The organism is Amycolatopsis rhizosphaerae, from assembly GCF_007713715.1.
Taxonomy (GTDB): Bacteria; Actinomycetota; Actinomycetes; order Mycobacteriales; family Pseudonocardiaceae; genus Amycolatopsis_E; species Amycolatopsis_E rhizosphaerae.
The window spans coordinates 1-3,378 of sequence record NZ_VJWX01000656.1; the positions used below are offsets into that span (position 1 = coordinate 1).

3 protein-coding genes are annotated in these 3,378 nt (G+C 69.7%); all 3 read right to left on the reverse strand.

What is annotated here, in order from left to right; all coding sequences use genetic code 11:
- Positions 1–64 precede the first annotated feature (64 nt).
- The 3 genes from FNH05_RS34995 to FNH05_RS35005 all read right to left on the reverse strand — a co-directional run bounded on the left by FNH05_RS34995 (position 65) and on the right by FNH05_RS35005 (position 3,177).
- Positions 65–1,246, reverse strand: a complete 1,182-nt coding sequence (locus tag FNH05_RS34995) for an LLM class flavin-dependent oxidoreductase (RefSeq protein ID WP_144593133.1) — start codon at positions 1,244–1,246, stop codon at positions 65–67.
- 279 nt (positions 1,247–1,525) lie between these two features.
- Entirely contained in the window at positions 1,526–1,864 is a 339-nt protein-coding gene (locus tag FNH05_RS35000) for a P-II family nitrogen regulator (RefSeq protein WP_144593134.1), read from the reverse strand.
- Complete coding sequence (locus FNH05_RS35005; protein ID WP_144593135.1) at positions 1,861–3,177, reverse strand: ammonium transporter; 1,317 nt, start codon at positions 3,175–3,177, stop codon at positions 1,861–1,863. The genes FNH05_RS35000 and FNH05_RS35005 overlap by 4 nt, the downstream gene beginning before the upstream one ends.
- Positions 3,178–3,378: the final 201 nt, after the last annotated feature.

Here is a 3,378-nt window from a genome sequence, read left to right on the forward strand (position 1 = left end):
CTCCCACACCGGACGTTGCAACCACCCCTAGAACCCGCGGACCCTTCACGGCCCCGGGCCTGGCTCAGGGCTTGTCGGCGATCTCCTTGGCGTACTTCTCCGTCATGTGGGCCACCGCCGACAGCTGTGCCTGCGCGTGGCCGTCGCGCGAGACGCGGGCCCGCTCCTTGGCGTCCAAAGTGGACCGTGCGTGGCTGGTACCGTGGCCCTGGAAGTGCGGCATCACGTGCTGGGCGATCAGTTCCAGCGACCGCCGCGTGGCCGCCGGGTCGGCCCATTCGTGCGCCATCAGGAGCATGGCGCCGAAACCGCCCGACTGGTCCCACAACCGCTGCACCTGCGCCCGCGCGTCCTCCGGGGTGCCGATCGCGCCGACTCCCGCGTTGTTGATGTGGTCGATCATCTCCCGCACGTTCCCGCCGGAGACCGCCATCTGCGGGAAGGCCGCGACCTTCTGGAAGTACCGGAACCACTCTTCGATGCCGTACTCCACCTCGCGGTAGGCCTGCTCGCGAGTCTGCGCGATGTGCATCAGCCCCACCAGGCGCCAGCCGGAGCGATCCGGCACCGGCCGCCCGTAGTGGGCGGCGCGCTCCTCGACCACGCCCCAGTGGTGGGCCAGCGCATCGAACCCCTCCTTGGTCAGGGTCGCGCCGATGGACAGCAGGCCGGTGCCGTGCCGTCCGGCGAGCCGCGGGCCGGTGGGCGAGGCGACCGCCGCGACCGCGATGTCGAAGCACGGTTCGCTGTAGGGGCGCAGCTGCAACCGGGCGTCGACGAGCCGGTGGGTGGCGGTGTGCGCGGTCACCGTCTCCCCCGCCAGCAACCGCATCACGATGTCGAAGTTGACGTCGAGCAGTTCCCGCGTGTCGGTGGGGGTCAGGCCGATCATCGCGGAGTCCGTGGGCAGCGAACCCGGGCCAACGCCGAGCATGGTCCGCCCGCGGGTGAGGTGATCCAGCAGGACCATCCGGTCGGCCACCCAGAGCGGATTGTGGTAGGCCAGCGAGGTCACGCCGGTGCCCAGCCGGATGTGCCGGGTCCGTTCCGCCGCCGCGGCGAGGAAGATCTCGGGAGCGGCGATGATCTCGCTGCCCGCCGAATGGTGCTCGCCGACCCACACCTCGTCGTAGCCGAGGCGGTCCAGGTGTTCGATCAGTTCCAGATCACGCTGCAGGGCCAGGGTCGGGTTCTCGCCCGCGGGGTGGAAGGGGGCCAGAAAGGCGCCGAATCGCAACCGGCTCAAGAGCTCTCCTCCTCGTCATCGAGTGAATCGCACCGCCGTCCCCGACTCTGGCACAGATCGCCGCCGGACCGATAGGACCCGGCGCGGGACACGAGTTGCCGAACGTGGCACGGCCAGTTCCCTGGCCGAGTCCACACCACTCATGTCCGGGGACACCACCCGAATCCCCTCGCCCGTTCCTTCCGGTAACCCGTTTTCCCATCGTCGAAGGCATCGCGGTCGACTCCACAGCGCCCGAGCGTGGGACACCAGCGCCGGGAGGCGGGACTCGCCGCAACCCTAGATCGCGTCGGCGCCGCGCTCCCCGGTGCGGACCCGCACCACGGTGTCCACCGGGGTGACCCACACCTTGCCGTCGCCGATGCGGCCGGTCCGGCAGGCCTGCACCACGGCGTCGAGCGCCTTTTCCACCAGCGCGTCGTCGAGCAGCACCTCGACCCGCACCTTCGCCACGAAGTCCACCTGGTATTCCGCACCCCGGTAGACCTCGACATGGCCCTTCTGACGGCCGTACCCGCGCGCCTCGGTCACCGTCATGCCCAGCACGGCCAGCCGTTCCATGGCTTCCCGGATGTCGTCGACGACGAACGGGCGCACGACGGCGGTCAGCAGCTTCAAGGCCGCCCTCCTTCCACGAAACCGGCCGCCGTCGCTCGGCGGCTGGGGTGCACAGCCAGGTCGTAGGCGCTTTCGGCGTGCTCCGCCTCGTCGATCCCGTCGAGTTCGGCCTCGCGGCCGATCCGCAGGCCGAGTGTGCGGTGCAGCACCCAGGCGATCACGAACGTCACCACGAGGGAGTAAACCAGTGCCGCGAAGGTGGCCACAGCCTGCCGCCACAACTGGTCGAAACCGCCCCCGTAGAACAGTCCGTCCGCGCCGGAGGGATTGGCCGAGGTGCTGGCGAAGAGGCCGATCAGCAGCATGCCGGTGAACCCGCCGATGCCGTGCACGGCCAGCACGTCCAGCGAGTCGTCCAGGCGCAGCTTGTACTTCAGGCCGATGGCCAGCGAGCACACCACGCCCGCGATGACACCGATCGCCGCGGCACCGAGCGGTTCCACGTAGGCACAGCCCGGGGTGATGCCGACCAGGCCGGCGACCGCGCCCGAAGCGGCGCCCAGCGTGGTGGGTTTGCCGTCGCGCACCTGCTCGACGACGAGCCAGCCGATCACCGCGGTCGCGGCCGCGATCGTGGTGTTGAGGAACGAGGTGGCCGCCACGGAGGAGGCACCGAGCGCCGAACCGGCGTTGAACCCGAACCAGCCGAACCAGAGCAGGCCCGCGCCGAACATGACGAACGGCAGGTTGTGCGGGCGCACGGCCTGCCGGGGCCAGCCCTGCCGCGCGCCGAAGACGAAGGCGAGCGCCACCGCGGCCGCCCCCGAGTTGACCTCGACCGCGGTGCCGCCCGCGAAGTCCAGTGCGTGCAGCTTGTTCACCAGCCAGCCGCCGGTGGTGCCGGGCCCGGTGAAGGCGTCGAAGGCGAACACCCAGTGCGCCAGCGGGAGGTACACCAGGGTCACCCAGACCACGACGAACAGCAGCCACGGCCAGAACCGGGCGCGCTCGGCCACCGCGCCGACCAGCAGGGCCACCGTGATCACGGCGAACATCAACTGGAAACCGGCGAAGGCCAGCAGCGGCACCTTGTGCCCCTCCGGTCCCACCGTGGCCCCGGCCAGCCCGTGCAGGCCGGACAGCTTGAGGTTGCCGATGAGGCCGCCGAAGGCGTCGTTGCCGAAGGACAGCGAATACCCGTACAGCAGCCAAACCAGGCCGACCGCGGCCAGGCAGACGAAGGTCAGCATCATCACGTTCAGCACGCTCCGCGACCGCACCATGCCGCCGTAGAACAGCGCCAGGCCCGGCGTCATGAGCATCACCAGCGCGGCGGAGCCCAGCAGCCACGCCGTATCCCCGGTGTTGATCACCTGCAACCTCCTCGAGTTACCGGCATGTTGCCTCCGAGGGACGGCTGATCGGGCCCTCTAGTGGGCGCTATCACGAGGAGGGGAACAGGACGTAACTTGGTGGAAACAATGGCCCGCGGACCATCCGGTCATCGCCTCGCAAAACGGGCACCGTGAGTGTTGGCCGTGAAGGGTCCCTTCACAGTCGATTCGACTGTGAAG